This is a genomic window from Christiangramia aestuarii (assembly GCF_009735585.1).
GTDB lineage: Bacteria > Bacteroidota > Bacteroidia > Flavobacteriales > Flavobacteriaceae > Christiangramia > Christiangramia aestuarii.
The window spans coordinates 120,601-139,683 of the sequence record NZ_VJVW01000004.1 but is presented as its reverse complement, the minus strand read 5'-3'; the positions used below and the strand labels follow the sequence as shown (position 1 = coordinate 139,683).

17 protein-coding genes and 1 tRNA gene are annotated in these 19,083 nt (G+C 42.3%); 13 read left to right on the top strand and 5 right to left on the bottom strand.

The window, feature by feature from the left end:
• Positions 1 to 47: 47 nt before the first annotated feature.
• On the top strand, positions 48 to 1,103 hold the full coding sequence (locus FLP08_RS11030; RefSeq protein ID WP_156276800.1) for an NAD(P)/FAD-dependent oxidoreductase: 1,056 nt from the start codon (positions 48 to 50) through the stop codon (positions 1,101 to 1,103).
• Here the strand turns inward: FLP08_RS11030 and FLP08_RS11025 are convergent.
• Positions 1,100 to 1,489 (bottom strand): DUF983 domain-containing protein, encoded by a 390-nt coding sequence (locus tag FLP08_RS11025; RefSeq protein ID WP_156276799.1) that lies wholly within the window; start codon positions 1,487 to 1,489, stop codon positions 1,100 to 1,102. The genes FLP08_RS11030 and FLP08_RS11025 overlap by 4 nt on opposite strands.
• 66 nt (positions 1,490 to 1,555) lie before the next feature.
• Between FLP08_RS11025 and FLP08_RS11020 the strand changes: the two genes are divergently transcribed.
• The 10 genes from FLP08_RS11020 (at position 1,556) to FLP08_RS10975 (ending at position 14,079) form a co-directional block, all read left to right on the top strand.
• Positions 1,556 to 3,472, top strand: a complete 1,917-nt coding sequence (locus FLP08_RS11020) for an ABC-F family ATP-binding cassette domain-containing protein (protein WP_156276798.1) — start codon at positions 1,556 to 1,558, stop codon at positions 3,470 to 3,472.
• Positions 3,473 to 3,532: 60 nt separating this feature from the next.
• Entirely contained in the window at positions 3,533 to 4,675 is a 1,143-nt protein-coding gene (locus tag FLP08_RS11015; RefSeq protein WP_156276797.1) for an efflux RND transporter periplasmic adaptor subunit, read from the top strand.
• Positions 4,672 to 7,875: an efflux RND transporter permease subunit gene (locus tag FLP08_RS11010; protein WP_156276796.1), complete on the top strand. Its 3,204-nt coding sequence runs from the start codon at positions 4,672 to 4,674 to the stop codon at positions 7,873 to 7,875. The genes FLP08_RS11015 and FLP08_RS11010 overlap by 4 nt, the downstream gene beginning before the upstream one ends.
• Complete coding sequence (locus tag FLP08_RS11005) at positions 7,853 to 9,190, top strand: TolC family protein (RefSeq protein ID WP_156276795.1); 1,338 nt, start codon at positions 7,853 to 7,855, stop codon at positions 9,188 to 9,190. The genes FLP08_RS11010 and FLP08_RS11005 overlap by 23 nt, the downstream gene beginning before the upstream one ends.
• A gap of 3 nt (positions 9,191 to 9,193) precedes the next feature.
• On the top strand, positions 9,194 to 9,376 hold the full coding sequence (locus tag FLP08_RS11000; RefSeq protein WP_156276794.1) for a CPXCG motif-containing cysteine-rich protein: 183 nt from the start codon (positions 9,194 to 9,196) through the stop codon (positions 9,374 to 9,376).
• Between the two features lie 60 nt (positions 9,377 to 9,436).
• Positions 9,437 to 9,790 (top strand): SpoIIAA family protein, encoded by a 354-nt coding sequence (locus FLP08_RS10995; protein ID WP_156276793.1) that lies wholly within the window; start codon positions 9,437 to 9,439, stop codon positions 9,788 to 9,790.
• A gap of 58 nt (positions 9,791 to 9,848) precedes the next feature.
• Positions 9,849 to 9,921, top strand: a tRNA-Met gene (locus tag FLP08_RS10990).
• A 377-nt stretch (positions 9,922 to 10,298) separates the two neighbouring features.
• Positions 10,299 to 11,324 carry a serine hydrolase domain-containing protein gene (locus tag FLP08_RS10985; RefSeq protein ID WP_162431036.1) on the top strand — a complete coding sequence of 342 codons (1,026 nt, stop codon included), beginning with the start codon at positions 10,299 to 10,301 and terminating at the stop codon, positions 11,322 to 11,324.
• A gap of 49 nt (positions 11,325 to 11,373) precedes the next feature.
• The gene (locus FLP08_RS10980) at positions 11,374 to 12,285 is read left to right on the top strand and encodes an amidohydrolase family protein (protein WP_156276791.1); all 912 of its coding nucleotides are present in this window, start codon (positions 11,374 to 11,376) and stop codon (positions 12,283 to 12,285) included.
• A 237-nt stretch (positions 12,286 to 12,522) separates the two neighbouring features.
• Complete coding sequence (locus FLP08_RS10975) at positions 12,523 to 14,079, top strand: hypothetical protein (RefSeq protein ID WP_156276790.1); 1,557 nt, start codon at positions 12,523 to 12,525, stop codon at positions 14,077 to 14,079.
• A 74-nt stretch (positions 14,080 to 14,153) separates the two neighbouring features.
• Here the strand turns inward: FLP08_RS10975 and FLP08_RS10970 are convergent, their stop codons facing one another.
• The 4 genes from FLP08_RS10970 to FLP08_RS10955 form a co-directional block, all read right to left on the bottom strand.
• Positions 14,154 to 14,750, bottom strand: coding sequence for a fasciclin domain-containing protein (locus FLP08_RS10970; protein ID WP_156276789.1), 597 nt, complete (start codon positions 14,748 to 14,750; stop codon positions 14,154 to 14,156).
• Between the two features lie 186 nt (positions 14,751 to 14,936).
• On the bottom strand, positions 14,937 to 16,415 hold the full coding sequence (locus tag FLP08_RS10965; protein WP_156276788.1) for an SLC13 family permease: 1,479 nt from the start codon (positions 16,413 to 16,415) through the stop codon (positions 14,937 to 14,939).
• A gap of 499 nt (positions 16,416 to 16,914) precedes the next feature.
• Entirely contained in the window at positions 16,915 to 17,109 is a 195-nt protein-coding gene (locus tag FLP08_RS10960; protein ID WP_156276787.1) for a helix-turn-helix transcriptional regulator, read from the bottom strand.
• On the bottom strand, positions 17,106 to 17,519 hold the full coding sequence (locus FLP08_RS10955; RefSeq protein WP_156276786.1) for a hypothetical protein: 414 nt from the start codon (positions 17,517 to 17,519) through the stop codon (positions 17,106 to 17,108). Before FLP08_RS10955 ends, FLP08_RS10960 begins: the two co-directional genes overlap by 4 nt.
• Positions 17,520 to 17,985: 466 nt before the next feature.
• On the opposite strand from FLP08_RS10955, the gene FLP08_RS10950 reads away from it, so the two are divergent.
• Both FLP08_RS10950 and FLP08_RS10945 read left to right on the top strand, forming a co-directional pair.
• Positions 17,986 to 18,426, top strand: a complete 441-nt coding sequence (locus FLP08_RS10950; RefSeq protein ID WP_156276785.1) for an MgtC/SapB family protein — start codon at positions 17,986 to 17,988, stop codon at positions 18,424 to 18,426.
• Between the two features lie 27 nt (positions 18,427 to 18,453).
• Positions 18,454 to 19,080 (top strand): DUF4403 family protein, encoded by a 627-nt coding sequence (locus FLP08_RS10945; protein WP_156276784.1) that lies wholly within the window; start codon positions 18,454 to 18,456, stop codon positions 19,078 to 19,080.
• Positions 19,081 to 19,083: the final 3 nt, after the last annotated feature.

Genomic DNA, 19,083 nt, shown 5'->3' with positions numbered 1-19,083 from the left:
TTTTATTCAATCTTGAAAATGATGCCAGGCATTAATATCTTTAACCCATGCTTGATTATATAATTGTAGGATTGGGGCTTAGCGGCCTGGCTGTTGCCGAAGAGCTTGAACGTAGGAATAAGAAGTTCCTTGTTTTTGAAGATAACTCTCAGAATTCCTCTTATGTTGCCGGAGGTATCTTCAACCCCGTGATCCTGAAAAGATTTACTCCTGCTTGGAATGCTGATGAGCAGATGGAGACCGCCATTCCCTTTTATAAAGATCTTGAATTGAAACTTGGGGTCAAGCTTATTCACAACTGGAATATATACCGCAGGTTCCACTCAGTTGAAGAGCAGAACGACTGGTTCATCGCATTAGATAAGCCCAGGCTTGCCAAATTTCTTGATCCAAAGCTTAAAAAGAACGATAATCCTAACCTTATTGCCAACTATTCCCTGGGTAAGGTTCAGCATACGGGTAATATAGATACCGAAAATCTTCTTGATAATTACCGAAGCTATTTGAAAAAAAATGGAAATATCAAGTTCAGCCGTTTCGACCATCCTCAATTAAAGATACAAGGATCTTCTTTCGAATATGAAGGAGTAGAAGCGGCCAATATCATTTTCTGTGAAGGTTTCGGCCTGCGGAACAATCCTTATTTTAATTACCTGCCACTCCGTGGAAATAAAGGAGAATATATAACGATCTACTCCGAAGACCTCAAATTAGATTTTGCCGTAAAATCCTCGGTCTTTCTTATGCCTTTAGGAAACAACCTTTACAAGGCCGGGGCAACCTATAATCATTCAGATAAAACCCAGGAGGTAACTTCAGAAGCCAGGGAAAAACTGGTGAATAGCCTGAAGGAGCTTATAAAGTGTGATTTTGAAGTGGTGGACCAGGTAGCCGGAATACGGCCTGCGGTTTCAGACAGGCGGCCTCTGGTAGGTTCGCATCCTGAGATCGAAAATATGTACTGCTGTAACGGTTATGGTAGCCGGGGTGTATTAATAGCTCCTAACATGGCCAGGATGCTGGTAGAGCATATTGAAAACGATGCAGATCTGGATAAGGAAGTAGACCTGCATAGGTTCACGAAGAAACATTACCGGGCCTAACTGCTTTTTCCGGCGTTCTTTCTATAGCTGAAGAAAAGATTGATCCAGATGTTCCTGGATAATCTCATGATCATTGGCATAAATGCGACCAGCGTACCTACAATAGAGAAAAAAGCACCAAGTAAGCTGGCGTTCAAAAACACATAGGAGATGATAAAGGCTGCTACTGCAAAAGCTATCCCCACGGCATAACTTACATACATTGCACCATAAAAGAAGGATGGCTCAATCTTGTATTTGGTGCCACAATTAGAACATCGCTCATGCATCTGGAACACCTTGTACATTTTGTAGGGATTATCCTCAATATACATGCTTTCTTCTTGGCAAACAGGACAGGTCCCTGTTATGATACTGTAGATCTTGGTTCCTTTAAGTAAACTCATCCTATTTTTTTTACAACCCAAATTTAGTCATCTTTGCAAAAATCTTAACGATACATTCGATTTATAATGCTGAATATTCATAATCTTTCGGTCTCATTCCAGGGGGAATACCTTTTTAAAGAGGTAAGTTTCCGTCTGGGAGCAGGGGACAGAGTTGGTCTTATTGGGAAAAATGGTGCCGGGAAATCTACGTTGTTGAAGATCATTTCTGGAGAGCAGGAATATGATTCTGGGCAGATCGCCAAGGACAAGGAATTAAGGATCGGCTTTTTAAAGCAGGACCTTGATTTTGAGCAGGGGAGAACGGTAATAGATGAGGCCCACCAGGCCTTTGAAGAGATAAAGATGCTGGAAGCTAAAATGGCCACGATCAATGAGCAGCTGGCTACCAGGACAGATTATGAAAGCGAATCTTATAACCAGTTGATCCAGGACCTTAGCGAGATCACGCACCAGTACGAGATCATTGGTGGTTACAACTATGAAGGAGAGACTGAAAAAGTCCTTCAGGGACTTGGTTTTGAAAGGGAAGATTTTGATAAGCTTACCGATACATTTTCTGGAGGATGGAGAATGAGGATCGAGCTGGCCAAGCTTCTTCTTCAGAACAATGATATCCTTCTACTGGATGAGCCTACCAACCACCTTGATATTGAAAGTATCATCTGGCTGGAAAGTTTCCTGAACAATTACCCTGGCTCGGTGATGTTGGTGTCTCACGATAAAATGTTCCTGAACAATGTGACCAACCGGAGTATAGAGATCTCCCTGGGCAGCATTTACGATTATAGAAAACCTTATTCTGAATTCATCGAGTTCAGAAAAGAACTAAGGGAACAGCAACTAGCCGCTCAGAAGAACCAGCAAAAGGAGATCGAGAACACAGAAAAACTTATCGATAAATTCCGTGCCAAGGCCAGTAAGGCTTCCATGGCGCAGTCGCTTATCAAGAAGCTGGATAAGATAGACCGTATAGAGGTAGATGAAGATGACAATGCGGTGATGGCGGTAAATTTCCCGGTTTCTGTGAATCCGGGGAAAGTAGTGATCGAAGCCGAGCACCTGGAGAAATCCTATGGAGACAAACAGGTACTTAAGGATGTGAACCTGCTTATTGAACGCCAGAGCAAGATCGCCTTTGTAGGCCAGAACGGGCAGGGTAAGACTACCCTAGCCAAGATCATAATCGGGGAGATCCAGCATGAAGGTAAACTTAAATTAGGCCATAATGTTCAGCTGGGATATTTTGCTCAGAATCAAGCCGAGTACCTTGACGGTGAGAAAACGGTTCTAAGAACCATGGAAGACGCCTCTAACGAAACCAACCGCACCAAGGTAAGGGATATGCTGGGAGCATTCCTCTTCCGCGGTGACGAGGTGGAGAAAAAGGTAAAGGTACTTTCGGGAGGTGAAAGGAACCGACTGGCCCTTTGTAAGATGTTACTGGAACCCTTCAACGTTCTGGTAATGGATGAGCCTACCAACCACCTTGATATTAAATCCAAGAATGTCCTGAAGGAAGCCCTGAAGAACTTTGAGGGTACGCTGATCCTCGTGTCCCATGACCGTGATTTTCTGCAGAACCTTACCAGCAGGGTTTACGAATTCAGGAATCATAAGATCAAGGAATACCTTGGAGACATCGATTACTACCTGGAGCAAAGAAAACTTCAGGATATGAGAGCGGTAGAAAAGAGTGAAAAGAAAAAGACTGCGAAGAATAAAAAAGAGCCGGAAGAAAAAAGGTCTTTCACAGACCAGAAGGAGATTAAAAGGCTGAAGAATCGCCTGAGCAAGACCGAAGCCAAGATCACCAAACTGGAAAAAGAGCTGAAGGAAAAAGACCGGCAACTTGCTGATAATTATGAAGAAACAGTGACTAAACCCGATTTTCTTAATAACTACAATGTTTCCAAAAAGAAACTCGAAAAGCTTATGGCCGAGTGGGAGGAACTTCAGCTTAATCTCGAGGAGATAAGTTAATCTTCAAAAAATCATATTTTCAATTAAACCATAAGGACTGTGCCTAGTCCTAATAGAGTTATGGATACACGCAAAATAATTCTTTCAGCACTGGGTGTGGTGCTGGTTGTTGCTGCCTTTTTCGGCGCAAAAATGATCATAGAAAGCAATGTGAAGGAGAAGCCTCCGGTCACTAAAACCGTAAAAAGCGTCTTTATAGATACCGTGAACAATACCACGGTGCCTATCGTGGTCCCGGCAAACGGGAACATCAGGGCCCTGCACCGGCTGGAACTTTTTTCTGAAGTCCAGGGTATCTTTAGGTATAGCAGTAAAGACTTCAGGCCTGGCGAAAAATATAAAAAGGGACAGGTGCTTTTAAGCATAGATTCTGAAGAATATCGCGCCAGTGTACAATCTGCAAAAAGTGACCTTTACAATAATATTACTTCCATAATGCCAGACCTGCGTCTGGATTACCCAAAAGCATTTGAAAAATGGGATGCCTATCTGAATAAGTTCGATATCAATAAAGCCGTTCCTCCGCTTCCGGAAACATCCTCGCAGCAGGAAAAATATTTCATTACCGGCCGTGGGATAGTTTCAGCCTATTATCGTGTTAAGAACCTGGAGGAAAGACTGGCTAAATACAGTATTATCGCCCCTTACGACGGTATACTTACCGAGGCCCTGGTAAATAAAGGGACGCTCGTAAGACCAGGGCAACAACTAGGGGAATTCATAGATCCAAGGGTGTACGAACTTGAAGTGTCTATCGCGAAAAAATTCAGTGATGTGCTGGAAGTAGGGAAGAAGGTACAGCTTTCTAATCTTGAGGGCACCAAAACCTACGAGGGAACGGTGAGCCGCATCAACGGCAAGGTGAACCAGGAAACCCAGAGCATACGTGTGTTTATAAGGGTGGAAAATTCAGAATTAAGCGAAGGGATGTATCTCGAAGCTAAACTGGACGCCAAGGACGAAAAGAACGCTATAGAGATCCCTAGGGAACTTCTGGTAGAAAGATCCAAAGTATTTATCGTGCAGGACAGCATGCTTAACCTGGTGAATGTTAATCCGGTTTATTTTACCAACAACACGGTGGTGATCAAAGGCCTAGAGAATGGTACCAAGATACTATCAGCAAATGTGCCGGGAGCTTATTCCGGAATGCTGGTGAAGATCGAAGGGCAAAAGGACCTGCTTAAAAACCAAAGATCTTGAGAAAGTTAATCAACTACTTCATAAAGTTCGGGGTTGCCGTAAATGTGGTCATTCTTGCCTTCGTGATCTTCGGGATCATCGGGATTATGAACATGAAATCCTCGTTTTTTCCGTTACAGGAATCCAGGATCATCAATATTAGTATTGCCTATCCCGGCTCTGCACCAGAAGAGATCGAGGAGGGGATCATTTTAAAGATCGAGGATAATCTTAAAGGCCTCGAAGGTATAGACAGGGTGACCTCTACTGCGCGGGAAAGCGGTGGTAATATCACCGTTGAAATAGAAAGAGGAGAGAACATAGACGCGATGCTTACCGAAGTGAAGAACGCGGTAGACCGTGTGCCCACCTTCCCTGGAGGAATGGAACCTCTGGTAGTATCTAAACAGGAATTCGTTAGGGAAACCATAAGTTTTGCCGTGAGTGGTGAAAATGTGCCTTTGGCTACGCTGAAGCAGATAAGCCAGCAGATCGAGAATGACCTGAGGCTTTTTGATGGGGTATCCCAGATCAGTATTTCCGGTTTTCCTCAGGAAGAAATAGAGATAGCGGTTAGCGAGAACGACCTGCTTGCCTATAACCTCTCTTTTGAAGAGGTGGCTCAGGCGGTACGCAATTCGAACATACTTTCTACCGGGGGAACCATTAAGACCGATGCTGAAGATTATCTTATCAGGGCCAACAATCGCGCTTATTACGCCGATGCCCTTAACGATATTGTACTTAAATCCAGTTCTACCGGGGAGATCGTGCGGCTTGGTGAGATCGCCACGGTAAGGGACCAGTTTTCTGAAACTCCCAATGCCCTTTATTTCAACGGAAATGTGGCAGTGAATGTTTCGGTGAGCAACACCAATAGTGAAGACCTGCTTTCTACGGCAGATAAGATCAACGAATATATAGAGGAGTTCAACCAGAAAAGCAGCAACGTGCAGCTGGATGTGGTTAGCGATGCCTCCATCACTTTAAGCCAGCGAACCCAGTTGCTAGTTGAAAATGGGGTCATGGGAATGTTACTGGTATTGTTCTTCCTTTCGCTTTTCCTCAACATCAGGCTGGCCTTTTGGGTAGCCTTTGGTCTGCCTATAGCATTCCTGGGGATGTTCATTTTTGCAGGTCCGCTGGGAGTGACCATTAACGTTCTTTCTCTGTTCGGGATGATCATCGTGATCGGGATCCTGGTAGATGACGGGATCGTGATCTCAGAGAATATTTACCAGCATTCAGAAATGGGGAAAAGCCCGATCAGGGCAGCACTGGATGGCACCATGGAAGTGGTTCCACCCATCCTTTCAGCAATTATCACGACCATTCTGGCCTTTGCCACCTTCCTTTTCCTGGATAGCAGGATAGGAGAGTTCTTTGGGGAAGTTTCCACAGTGGTGATCCTTACCCTGGTGATCTCCCTGGTAGAAGCACTAGTGATACTACCTGCTCATATCGCCCATTCCAAAGCACTGAAAAGACCCAGCCAGAACGGGCAACCAAAAAAAGGACTGGCACTTTTCTTCAGCAAAATGAAGGTTATAAATAATTATGGCGACCGGGCCATGTCTTATATGCGTGACAAAATATATAGTCCGGCCCTTAAATTTGTGCTTAACCAGCAGATCCTTGCCCTTGCAATTCTTATTACCGTATTGGTATTAACTATCGGGGCAATTGGCGGAAACTGGATCAGGGTCACTTTATTCCCGAGTATCGCCAGTGACCGGGTAAGTATCGATCTTTTGATGCCGGAAGGGGTGAACCCGGCCAGGACAGATTCTATCATTACGATGGTGGAAGCCGCCGCCTGGAGGGTGAATGAAGAATACACCGAAAAACAGACCGGTAACAAACAGGTCGTTGAAAATATCATAAAAAGAGTGGGCCCTGGAAATAACAAGGCTTCCCTTCAGGTTAACCTTCTACCGGGGGAAGAAAGGGATTTTGGATCTCCTGAGATTACCAATTCCATCAGGGAGGAAGTTGGTCCGGTCTTCGGAGTGGAAAGTCTCACTTTTGGTTCCGGAGGAAACTTCGGAGGCTCCCCGGTTTCGGTATCCTTATTGGGAAATAATCTTGAAGAACTTGAGGCTGCCAAAGAAGAACTTAAAAAACAGCTGGAAAACAATTCCCTTTTAAAAGATGTGACCGATAGTGATCCGCAGGGGATCAAGGAGATCAATGTTCAGCTTAAAGATAATGCCTATGCATTAGGCCTGGATCTGGGCGAGGTAATGCGACAGATAAGGAATGGTTTCTTTGGTGCGCAGGCACAGCGATTCCAGAGAGGTCAGGACGAGATCAGGGTTTGGGTAAGATATGACCTGGAAAACAGGTCTTCTATCAACGATCTTGACGAAATGAGGTTGTTGACACCTTCAGGAGAGAGGGTGCCTTTCGATGAGATAGCGAATTACGATATCGTCCGGGGAACCGAATCCATTAGCCACTTGGATGGGATGAGAGAGATCAGGGTTTCTGCAGATATGGAAGATCCTAATGGCAGTTCCACAGAGATCCTTGAGGATATCAGGAGCACCGTGCTACCGCCTATTTTGGAAAAATACCCAAGCATTACTGTTTCTTATGAAGGGCAGAACCGCGAGGCCTCAAAACTGTCCAGTTCGGCCGCGGCGGTAATTCCGGTTATCCTGTTCTTGATTTATGCTACGATCGCTTTTACCTTCAGAAGTTATAGTCAGCCATTTTTATTGATGATCATGATCCCATTCAGTGTGATCGGGGTTGCCTGGGGACACTGGCTGCATGATTTTCCTATCAATGTGCTATCAGCACTTGGGATAATCGCGCTGGTAGGGATCATGGTGAACGACGGTTTGGTGCTTATTGGTAAATACAACAGTTTCCTCCGGGAAGGCATGGAATTCAAAAAAGCTTTATATGAAGCGGGCAGGTCCAGGTTCAGGGCCATATTTCTTACATCCCTGACCACTATAGCCGGGCTGGCACCTTTACTGCTCGAAAAAAGCAGGCAGGCCCAGTTCCTTAAACCAATGGCTATTTCGATCTCCTATGGAATTGCCGTGGCAACCATTTTAACGCTGCTCCTGCTGCCTTTACTGATTTCAATAAGCAACAGCATCAAAGTAGGTGGAAGATGGCTTAAAACCGGTGTAAAACCTTCCAAGGAAGAAATGGAAAGAGCAATTAAAGAGAAAAAAGAAGAAGATGCGCATCAGGAAATTCACTAGTACAATTCTTTGTCTGTTCATATTTTCATCCTTTTCAGCCTGGTCTCAGGATGATGTTCTAACCAAGGAGGAGGTGATTTCCCGGGCACTGGAAGAGAATTTCGGCATTAAACTGGCGAATAACCAGGTGGAGATCGCAGATAATAACCAGAGTATATGGAATTCGGGGTACCTGCCCCAGCTCTCCGGACTTGCCGGTGCCAACTACGATTTGAATGACCGGGTGACCGAGCCGGAAAATTCGGAAACCATCATTCAGAACGGGATAGAAAGCAACCGGTATAATGCTTCGATCAACCTTGGTTATACACTTTTTGATGGCCTGGGGAGGTATTATAATTATAAGAGTCTCAAGGAGCAATATGATCTTTCCCAGCTTGAAGCCAGGGAGACCGTGGAGAATACGGTTCTGCAGATCATGAGCGTTTACTACGAGATCGCCAGGCTTTCAGAAAATGTAGGCGTGCTTGAGGAAATACTTTCCATTTCCCAGAACCGGGTGACCAGGGCACAGTATCAGTTTGAGTACGGGCAAACCAATAACCTGGCGGTGCTGAATGCGAGGGTAGATGTGAACAATGACAGTATAGCCCTGATAGAAACCGAGCAGCTGCTTAGGAATACAAAAAGGGACCTGAACGTATTGCTTAACCGTGAAGTGAACGATAACCAGTTCATGGTAGACACCACGGTGAGCTTTGTTTCAGATCTTGAGCTGGAAAATTATATGGCCAGGGCCGAAGCAAACAACGTGTCCCTGCTGCAAATAGACCAGAACCTCGAAATTAGCGATTACGATATCAAAATAAGTAAGTCCGGGTATCTCCCGGTAGTAGATCTTACCGGGTCCTACGGCTGGAATAAGAACCGTAGCGCTGCGACCGCCTTTTTCCCTGGATCTACCACCACGACAGATGGATTGGCCGCCGGAGTGAGCCTGAGGTGGGATATCTTTGATGGCGGGAGGACCAAAACCCTGGTAGAGAACTCCAGGATAAGGTATGAGAACCAGGAGATCTTAAGAGACCAGCTGAAGACCGAAATCAAAAGAGATATTGCCAATGCGCTTGGCAATTACCGCAACAAGCTTTATATTCTGAAGGTGCAGGAAGAGAACGTACGCACGAACCTGGATAATTTCAACAGGTCTGAAGAGCAGTATAAACTGGGAAGGATCACTTCCATCGAGTTCAGGCAGGCACAGACCAACTTATTGGATGCGCGTACGAGCCTTAACCTAGCCAAGTATGACGCCAAGCTGGCCGAATTGCTGGTATTACAGTTAACCGGCCAATTGTTGAACGTAGAGCTATAGAATATGTTTGAACACTTTTTTCAATGTCCTTACTGTTGGGAAGAAATATCGGTGCTTCTGGATCCTTCGGTTTCCAGACAAACCTATATTGAAGACTGTGAGGTATGTTGCCGGCCCATAGAATTCCAGGTAGCTTTTGAAGAAGGAGAGCTGGTAGAGTTCCAGGCCAGTGATATCGAACAGTAAATAATCTCCATTTCCCATGGATATATTTTATAAATTTATTCTTCACCCTACAACAAGCATATGTTAGCAACATTTGATCTTGCCGGTCACGTAATAGGCTTAATTATAGATAAGGACCTTACCGATGAAATGCTACAAAAGATCATCGGAGAGATCCAGGAAAAACTGGATGTTTACGAGAAGATAAATGTGTTCGTAGAACTGGAAAAAGACCGGCACATTACCCTGAAAGCATTATTTAAAGGAATAAAATTCAAATATTCCAATGCCGAAAATTTCGATAAAATCGCCATCGTGACAGATAGTGCAATCTTTCAAAACGCTGTGAATCTTAGCGATACCTTCCTGGACGTAGAGGTGCGCACTTTTGACCTAAAGGACCGGCTCGAGGCCATTCAATGGATTTCTCTATAATTTTTGAAAAAAAGTTTGGTGAAATCCTAAAAATGATACTATATTTGCCGTCCAATATCGCGGGATAGAGCAGTAGGTAGCTCGTCGGGCTCATAACCCGAAGGTCACTGGTTCGAGTCCAGTTCCCGCTACTAAATTCAAAGCCACTCATTCGAGTGGCTTTTTTGTTTCTTAAATCCTGCAAGTACCAAAGTTAACCTGGCTAATCATTCTTACATGCATAGAATTTTTGCACATTGGTTTCATTCCTGGCTATAGGAATTCCTTTCTCAATAATTTGATCATTCTAAGTACCTAAAAACAATTGATCGATAAAAATTAGGTTTTATCGAGCATTTTTGGAGCAATTATCTGAATTTCAATATATTGAAAGCTAATTACCCAGTATATTATGAATCTTAGATTTATACTTTACAAAGTATTAATTCTGTGTTTTTTACCGTATTGTCTTTATTCTCAATCTTCAGAAGTCGAAAAATTTCGGCATGTTGAATCTTTCAGAGCCAGGATGGATTCCCTCTTCAATTCAAAAATTTCCAGCGATGGTCCTGGTGCAGGCATATTAATTAGATATGATGGGCAGGAAATAATTTCTAAAGGCTATGGCCTTCGTGACCTTGAGACCGGGGAAAAGATAGGGCCAGAAACAAATTTCAGGTTAGGTTCCGTAAGCAAACAATTTACGGCGCTGGCAGCTTTGAGCCTGGTGGAGGAAGGAAAGCTCAGGCTCGAAGATACGGTAGGTAATATCCTGCAGGTACCAGCACTTTCTCAAATAAGCGTAGCTCAATTAATTCATCATACATCTGGCCTGGCCCATTACGAGGAATATTTTTTCCATGAGTGGGATACTACCAAAATAGTAGAGAATAAGCATATACTGGACTGGTATAAAAATGAACCAGAACCAGAATTCGCTCCGGGTGAAAAGTGGGAATATTGCAATGGTGGGTATAATCTGTTGGCTACCGTCGTGGAGAAAGTAAGTGGACAGGGATTCGCCGAATATGCTAGGAAGAATATTTTCGAGAAGCTTGGAATGGAGCATACCACTTATTTCAATCTCGCTGAACCTACTAAAATTGAAGAAAGGGCCTTTTGCTATGAAAAAAGCGAGGGCAAATGGAAGAAGGTTGATGGTAGTTATTTGAATGGCTGCCTGGGAGAAGGGGCGGTCTATACCAGTTTGAATGATTTTTCCAGATATGCCGAGGCCTTGCGAAATAAAGAAATTTTTTCAGAAGAAGTGCAGGCCTTGATTTTCAGCGTTTCTCCTGTGGAGGTGCCTTTCGAAAAGGAACATAGCTATTCATTCAACAGCGGAAAATCTCTTGGGTATGCCAAGGGTTGGTTTATAGATAAAGATGTCGCTCATCACACCGGAACCTGGTTTGGGCAACGCAGCATGGTAGTAAGAGGACTGGAACAACCCTTTATGCTAGCTTTATTCATGAACCTTGGCGATTCCGATTTAAGAAAAGAATTAATCGACAATACTTACAAATTATTCATGGAATACCTGGATAACCGGTAAGAGAGCTAAAAACCTAATTTTCTAATTATAATTTTAAAATGAACCGATTATGAGAATACAATTACTATTGATAGTTTTTCTTTCAATCTTTTTCCAAACAATAGGGCAGGAAGTTCAACCCGTCATAGACATGCATATGCATGCGCATCCGGTGGGAGGGCTCCCTCCTTTGGAACCGGTGACCGGATTTATGGCTCCGGAAACAAGTGAAGAGTTAAGGGCAAAAACATTAGAGGAATATGAGAAAAACAATGTAGTCCTCGCCGTGACCAGCGGAAGCCAAGATCATCTTTATAAAGCCTCGGCTCCAGACCTTATCATTAAAGGTTTTGGCCTGATGGGAAACGAAAATCTGGATAGCCTCCGGGCGAAAGTGAAAGATGAAAATTATAAGCTTTTTGCTGAAGCTGGCCCTCAGTACCTTGGTATGGATCCTACAGACGAGCGTCTAGAACCATATTTCGCCCTTGCCGAGGAGTTAGATATACCAATTGGTCTGCATATGGGCCTAGGACCTCCGGGAGCTGCATATATGGGGATGAAAGACTACCGAATGAGCGATAGCAATCCCCTTCTACTGGAGGAAACTTTGATTAATCATCCGGATCTGAGGATTTTTGTTTGCCATGCCGGCTGGCCATTTCTGGATGAAATGATAGGTTTGATGTATGCACATCCTCAGGTTTATGTGGATATTTCGGTAATAAACTGGGTTCGTCCAAAAGCTGATTTTTACAGATACCTAAAAGCGCTGGTAGATGCGGGATTCGCAGATCGCATCATGTATGGATCAGACCAGATGCAATGGCCGCAGAGCATATCAATGAGTATAGATGCTATCAAAGAAGCTCCATTTTTAAAGGAGGAAGAAAAAAAAGCGATCTTATACGGTAATGCCGCACGATTCTTAAAGCTCGGAGAAGAAACCATTCGATCACATTATAATGCTGAAGCCGATTAATTTCGGCGGGCTATGAATACCCGAACCAATTTAAGAAGAAATGGCCTTTTAGTTAAAATTCGTTCGAGGCCTTCAGCTTTAAGATTTTTAAATCCATTCAAAAACCTGTACGGGAATGCCGGCCAAACCATTCTTATAATATACCCAGCAATGGGTATTTTGGAGAGTTTTTGTTTTTAATAGGTTTAAAGACAATCAACTATGTCAATAAATCCTATTTCAATAAATCCAATTAATATGAGAAATTTTATCCAGTCCCTGATGTTCTTATTAGGGCTTTTATTTTGTGGCTGTACCGCCGATAATTCTTTAAGTGAGCTACCCGGGGATTCCGAAACTGCATTGCTTACCGGAGTTTTTTTAGATAGCGCCGTCGAGGGGCTCTATTTTGAGACCGCAACACAAAGTGGTTATACAAACTCCAAAGGAGAATTCAATTATTTACCCGGTGAAAAGGTAAGCTTCTACCTGGGAGATCACTTTTTAGGTGATTCCAAAGCGGGACCTGTACTTACACCTATTTCGATTGTCGGAATTCCCAAGGCAAATATAAATACGCCGGAAGTACAATATATGGCCGCTTTATTACAAACCCTAGATATAGACGGTGATGCAAAGAACGGGATCAAACTGGAACCACAAATAATCGACGCTCTTGAGGACTCACACCTTCGCGGAAGAGAAAATGCCACGGCCAATATCCTTGAAATAGTTAAAAAAGTGCGTGAAAAGACCGGCATAGAGCTTAATGAAGTTTTCCCGGAACAAGCGGCGGCTCACCTGGCTGAAACACTTGGAGAGAACTTTCAGCTGTATACCAGTTTACTTCCCGTATTAGAAAGTACGGTGAATCCATTTGAACCAATGACTAGCGTAACCTGGGACCATCAGATCAATGATGAGGGCAGGCTGTTGAAATCTATCAGGTATGAAAACCACCCACAGAGAGTTTCCGCTGAATTTGTTTATACCGAATATCTGGAAGATGGCTATCCATTAATAATAGAGATCACAAAATATGAGTTAGGACAGCCTGCTTTTACTATAAAAAAAGAGATACTATACACAGAGGAGCGAAAGGCCATCGGCTTTAAAAATTATTCAATAGATGGAGGCCTGGTTTCCTTCACGACATTTGATGGAATAGATGCAAACGGACATGTAGTTGAATCAAAAACCTTTGCTGTAACAGGAGAATTTTTATATCGGGAGACTTTTGAAAGACTTGAAAATGGGAATGTAAATATTCATAACAGGTATTCTTCTGAAACATCTACAGAATTAGACGACCTGGAAATAAGATACGAATTCACATATAATGAGTTTGGAGAGCTTTCCATTACAAAACAGCTTAGACCCTATAAAAGGAATATTAAGAGTGAATATATGTATAGGGAAGATAATACCCTTCAGCAAAAAAATACTTTGATTTTAGTACTTGATCAAAACAGGTTATATTCAAGGGAAGATTTTTATAATGAGCAGGAGAAACTCGTTCAATACAATATTATGAGCGGAGATTGGCGCAGTGAATATGTAGAATTTTATCCTAACGGAGATTATAAAACGGTTTATACCTATTACCAGGACTGGCTACAGGAAATTGCAGTTTTTGATGAAGAAGGCTACGGAGAACTAAAGATCTGGCACCTGGACAGAAGTGGTAGCTACCAGATCGATTTCAGGGATCCTAACCACGCACTCATCAAAATTGAATTTTATGATGATAATGGTAATTATGAAAGAACTGAATATTACGAGAACAATGAGTTGGTGCGTACAGAGTATGCCTGATCAATACATCACCTAATAAAAAAAGCCACTCAATTGAGTGGCTTTATTGTTACCATGACTGTAGGCTTAGATGATTACTCTGTAGGGACGAGTACAGCATCTATCGCATGGATAACTCCATTACTTGCGGCAATGTCGAAAAGTTCTTCTCCAACAAGAATGTTCGAATTTGCTAACATGTCTTCATCGTTGGTGTCTATTCCTCCATCATTGTCTACATAAATATAACCTCCGTTAAGTGTTTCGATCGTTTTTGGATTCTTTTTACCTAGAACACTATTGCTGAATCTTCGACCTTCAGTAACATGATAAGTCAAGACCGCGGTAAGCAGGGCATTATCTGTTAGGTCCAGATTGGGGTTTGCAGCCAAAAACGCGGCGAAGGCATCATCTGTAGGAGCAAAAACGGTATACTGATCTGTTCCAGATTCAAAAATAGGTTTTAATCCGGTTTGTTCAAGTAAGGCTAATAAAGTGGTGAACCTTCCGTCAGCCTTGGCGATTTCCACAATAGATTGGTCACTTTTTTGGGCAGCTGGTGAAGTATGCGCGTCTAAAGATAATAGTTCAGCCTCAGAAGGACTTTCGGTTTCACAGGATGCGAAAACAAAAACGATGGCCAGTAACAGGCTTTTGAGGATTGAATTCTTAATGGTAACAGTAGTTCTCATAATTATAAGTTTTTGATTATGAGACAAATATATAAATAAGTATAAATTTGTTTAATAAAATTAACTAAACTTTAAACAAAAAACTGTTTTTCAGGACTTTAGCTTGTATTTAGGTTGAAAAGCCTAGAAGAATATTATCATCATTTATATACAGGTAAGCTGAAAATCTAGTAACTGGGTTTTAAGTCAGGGTGTACTTTTTTTAAAATTCTCTGAAAATCCAAAAGGTTCGAAATCCCACAGGTAGGGTAATAATAAGTAGACCATAGCGGTAAGTAGGATAATGGAAATAAGGTTCATCCAGATCCCGGTTTTAACCATATCTGGAATACGCAGGTATCCAGAACCAAAAACCACCGCATTTGGCGGTGTGGCTACCGGTAGCATAAAGGCGCAAGAAGCTGCCACGGTAGTAGCCACCAGCAGCATATAAGGATTAAGGTCTAATTTTATCGCAATTGGGGCCAGGATTGGTAACAGCATGGCTGTGGTGGCTAAATTTGAGGTGAGCTCGGTAATAAAGTTCACACTAAAAATCACTATAAGAATCAGAAGCAGAAGTGGAAGAGCGTATAGTAGGGTCATTTGGAGGCCAAACCATTCTGCCAGGCCCGTAACTTCAAATCCTGAGGCCAGGGCCATGCCACCCCCGAAAAGCAGAATAATTCCCCACGGCATTTTTACCGCTTCTTTCCAGTTTATAATACGTTTTCCCTCCGTTCCAGAACCAATCGTAAATAGAGTGATGCCAGCAACCATGGCAATGATGGTATCGTCTATTCCGGGTAAGAACTTTTCCAGGATAAAGGATCGGGTTATCCAGCAAATGGCTGTGATGGCGAAAACAATTGAAACGATCTTCTCTTCACGCTTCATTGGACCAAGTTCTGAAATTAGTTTTTCAATTTCCTCCCTGCCCCCTGGGAATTGGTTTTGTTTAAAGCTAAATGCAATATTGGTAATGTAAAGCCAGGAGATGATAAGCAGAATGATCGATATGGGAAGACCGAATTTTAACCACTGGAAAAAGGAGATGTCAATATTATAAACCTCCTGAATATATCCAGCAAAGACAAGGTTAGGAGGAGTTCCTATCAGGGTCGCGATCCCTCCAATTGAAGCACTATAGGCGATGCTCAACATGAGGGCCTTTCCAAAGATCTTATTTTCGTTCATTACAGTCGATGGGTTATCCTTTAACTGGGATACTATAGACATACCAATAGGAAGCATCATAACCGATGTAGCCGTATTGGAGATCCACATCGAAAGGAAGGCGGTGGCGACCATGAAGCCCAGGATGATGTTCTTCACATTAGTGCCGATAAGTCTGATAATATGGAGGGCTATTAGTTTATGCAGGTTCCATTTCTCAATGGCAACGGCGATAATAAAACCACCCATATAAAGAAAGATATATTTATGACCATAGGAAGCAGTGGTAGTGGAAAGGTCCAGGGCACCGGTAAGCGGAAACAGAACGATGGGAAGCAGGGCGGTAACGGCAATGGGAACCGCCTCGGTCACCCACCATAATGCTATCCAGATGGTCGCGCAGAGCACATCGTAAGCAGGCTCGGGCATTCCATCAGGTCCTCCAATAAACTGCAGGAATAGAAATAATAACGGCCCAAGGATCAAGAAAATGTTTTTGGTTACTTTCATTTTGGAAGCTGGATTTTCAGGAACATCACAATAAAATATACCTGCCTGGTTGTAAACCAAAAGTAACAGAAGATTTGGAAATAAATTTCCTTAATTAAATATTTGAATAACTCTCAGGAATGTAGGAAGGTTCGAATTTATATGATTCTTCCGGAGGGGAAAATGAGAAACATGGTGAATTGGATTTTCTTCAATTCTAGAAAGTTGCTCACCCCCAAGATTATTAATTGCTAAGACAGGTATTTGATTAAGCCCTTTTCATTGGTCGTCCCGGGTTTTAATAAATTCCACCAGATTCAGAAATTATGTAAGAATATTCTGAAAAACTATTAATTATTCCTGTAATTCTCAATAGTTTCCCCTTTGAATTAGGGATTGTTGGAATAAGCTAATATTATTTTTCATAGAGTTAATCATACCAGATTAGTAGGAATATATTTGAATCAGAATTTAGTTAAAAATTAAGGGGCAGGAAATTGTAGGGATTCCGCCCCTTTTTCTATTCCTCATTCTGAAAGATCTCCTCGATGGACTTTCCAAAAAGGCTGGATAATTTAAAAGCCAGGGGTAAACTGGGATCAAACTTTCCTTTTTCAATGGCATTTACGGTCTGGCGTGAAACCGAAAGCTGTTTTGCAAGCTCGGCCTGGGTGAGATCTTTTTCTGCCCGTAGTACTTTTATCCTGTTTTTCATCGGTAACGAAGGTTTCCAATTATAATTCCACCTAAATAAGTTAAACTTATCAGGATCACCAGATGAGATATCTCGGCATCATAGCTAATGAGGTTAGTGGTGTCCAACATTGAATAGCTGAGCCCAAAGATCACGGCCACTCCTAAACTAATTCCCATGGCTTCCAGCTGTATCTTACGTTGTAATTCGTCAAGGCCATTCAGATGCTTCCGGTTAGCTAAAATTAAAGCAATACCAAATCCAAGGTTAATAAGGATCGCAATAATACTAATGCTTTCATTTTCATTCCAAATGAATTTTGGACCAAAGCTAGCAATGGCCATGCTGATTACCCAGGCGCCCGTCCAGAGTGCCAGGTTCAGGTTAGATTTCCTGCTGTTGCACTCCCAGTTTTCTTCAATTTTTTTCATAATAGATAAATAGATGTAAAGGTTACTTGACAAATATATATAAAAGTTTGGTTTATTTTACAAAAAGTAAAACAAACTTTACTTTTAACGGGTGGATCAAATTTTGAACAGGTCTGAAAGAATGCATGTATTTTTACTTAAAATCTTAGAATTAGTGGGTGTTTAAATGTATTTTCTACACTTTAAATACTATAAAAAATACCCTTTTATGGGTATTTCATAAAATTAAGTTAATGCCTAATTTAGTGTTGTAATTCTGAAAGTTCTGTTAGTAGGTCATTTTATGTAGGGTAGAAATGATTTATTTATACCGGACAACGAATTATAAGTACACAAAACCTTCCAGCTTGCTGGGGGGTTTTTGTTTTTTAAAGCTGTTTTATTCCTTTGTAAATCAGAATTATAGGTCTTGTTTCTGCTTTAGTATGAGCATATTTTCTTAGCTTTAAAAAGCTAATATGTTCTGATGGAAATAGACATTTCAGAATTTCTTCTAAAGATCGGGGCGGCAGCCTTCGCCGGACTACTTATGGGCCTGGAACGACAATTCAAGGGAAAACCGGCCGGTCTTAAAACAAATATGCTTGTGGGACTGGGAGCATCGGGCTTTATCATTATTTCTCTTCTTTTCGTAGATTCAGGAGGAACCGATATGACCAGGATCGTTGGCCAGGTAGTTGTTGGCGTTGGATTTTTAGGCGCTGGTGTCATCCTGCACGGCGAAAAAGGGGAAAAAGTGGAAGGCCTGGCTACAGCCGCAACTATCTGGTGCAGTGCTGCTGCGGGTTGTTTTGCTGGTTTTGGCCTGTACCTGCCTTTGTTAATTTTTACTTCATTTGTTCTTATAATCAATTTAGTGTTTGGATATTTGAATTTAAAGGTGAAAAATCACACCGATACCGATTAAGGATATCGATTAAAACTTGAACGAACCATGGATGTAAGCAGGGAGTTTGTAGACCAGAATATCAATATCACCATCCCGGTGATCATTGATTATATTGTCCTCGATAAATATTTAAAACAAAAGCTGGTAGGAGAGATCATAAGCAAGGGAGATTCTGAAACCGGAAAATCTAATTACGCCCAGATCCTGGACGTATCTATTAGTAAGAGCGATAAGGAAGATTTTGATCTTTGCCTGGATATCAACCTGCAAACCCTTACCAGCCTTTTCAAGAACAAGCAGATCAAAGTTCTTTTTCACGCGGCCCTGTATCTTGATCGTGAGAAGCAGCATATTTCCTTAAAGGATTTTGAAGTGGACGGGAAGACCAATAACTGGTTGACAGACCAGCTGCTGGAAAAGCTCATTAATAACTGGATGTATACAAAGCTTAAGAAGAAAATGAACTTCGACCTGTTGCCGCATCTGGAAGAAAAGATTGCCTCCCTTAACGAAAAACTGGAAGATAAACTGGAAGCCAAAGAAGGGGTTCATCTTATAGGCTCTTTGGATAACCTGGAAATTTCAAATCTTATGGCGGGGGAGAAGGAGCTTTGGATCTCTGTATCTGTTACCGGAACCGGGTTGGTTCAACTTGAAAAACTGGAGCTTTAACCT

Bases quoted from the DNA above. Each gene is read 5' to 3' on its own strand.
- FLP08_RS10955 (WP_156276786.1), bottom strand. From the start codon at position 17,519: ATGAAAAAAATTGAAGAAAACTGGGAGTGCAACAGCAGGAAATCTAAC.
- FLP08_RS11025 (WP_156276799.1), bottom strand. From the start codon at position 1,489: ATGAGTTTACTTAAAGGAACCAAGATCTACAGTATCATAACAGGGACC.
- FLP08_RS10945 (WP_156276784.1), top strand. From the start codon at position 18,454: ATGGATGTAAGCAGGGAGTTTGTAGACCAGAATATCAATATCACCATC.
- FLP08_RS10985 (WP_162431036.1), top strand. From the start codon at position 10,299: ATGGATTCCCTCTTCAATTCAAAAATTTCCAGCGATGGTCCTGGTGCA.
- FLP08_RS11005 (WP_156276795.1), top strand. From the start codon at position 7,853: ATGCGCATCAGGAAATTCACTAGTACAATTCTTTGTCTGTTCATATTT.
- FLP08_RS10995 (WP_156276793.1), top strand. From the start codon at position 9,437: ATGTTAGCAACATTTGATCTTGCCGGTCACGTAATAGGCTTAATTATA.
- FLP08_RS10960 (WP_156276787.1), bottom strand. From the start codon at position 17,109: ATGAAAAACAGGATAAAAGTACTACGGGCAGAAAAAGATCTCACCCAG.
- FLP08_RS10970 (WP_156276789.1), bottom strand. From the start codon at position 14,750: ATGAGAACTACTGTTACCATTAAGAATTCAATCCTCAAAAGCCTGTTA.
- FLP08_RS11020 (WP_156276798.1), top strand. From the start codon at position 1,556: ATGCTGAATATTCATAATCTTTCGGTCTCATTCCAGGGGGAATACCTT.
- FLP08_RS10980 (WP_156276791.1), top strand. From the start codon at position 11,374: ATGAGAATACAATTACTATTGATAGTTTTTCTTTCAATCTTTTTCCAA.
- FLP08_RS10950 (WP_156276785.1), top strand. From the start codon at position 17,986: ATGGAAATAGACATTTCAGAATTTCTTCTAAAGATCGGGGCGGCAGCC.
- FLP08_RS10975 (WP_156276790.1), top strand. From the start codon at position 12,523: ATGAGAAATTTTATCCAGTCCCTGATGTTCTTATTAGGGCTTTTATTT.
- FLP08_RS11000 (WP_156276794.1), top strand. From the start codon at position 9,194: ATGTTTGAACACTTTTTTCAATGTCCTTACTGTTGGGAAGAAATATCG.
- FLP08_RS11030 (WP_156276800.1), top strand. From the start codon at position 48: ATGCTTGATTATATAATTGTAGGATTGGGGCTTAGCGGCCTGGCTGTT.
- FLP08_RS11015 (WP_156276797.1), top strand. From the start codon at position 3,533: ATGGATACACGCAAAATAATTCTTTCAGCACTGGGTGTGGTGCTGGTT.
- FLP08_RS10965 (WP_156276788.1), bottom strand. From the start codon at position 16,415: ATGAAAGTAACCAAAAACATTTTCTTGATCCTTGGGCCGTTATTATTT.